This is a genomic window from Klebsiella sp. HMSC16A12 (assembly GCF_001808265.1).
Classification (GTDB): Bacteria; Pseudomonadota; Gammaproteobacteria; order Enterobacterales; family Enterobacteriaceae; genus Klebsiella; species Klebsiella pneumoniae.
This window is the reverse complement of the sequence record NZ_KV792642.1, coordinates 233,235-233,548: the sequence shown is the minus strand read 5'-3', so window position 1 is coordinate 233,548 and position 314 is coordinate 233,235.

The following is a 314-nucleotide window of genomic DNA, read 5'->3' as shown; positions in this document are numbered from 1 at the left end:
AGGCCCGCGCAAGCGCAGCGCCGCCGGGCAAGAACAGCGGGCGCGGAGCCGCTGTTATGCCGGGCGGCGGCGTCGCCTTGCCCGGCCTACATAACACAGGCATCAATACACTGTAATATCAAACGGTTGCATTGATATCCCAGGCCCGCGCAAGCGCAGCGACGCCGGGCAAGAACAGCGGGCGCAGAGCCGCTTTTATGCCGGGCGGCGGCGATGCCTTGCCCGGCCTACATAACACAGACATTAATACACCGTAATATCAATCGGTTGCATAGATATCCCAGGCCCGCGCAAGCGCAGCGCCGCCGGGCAAG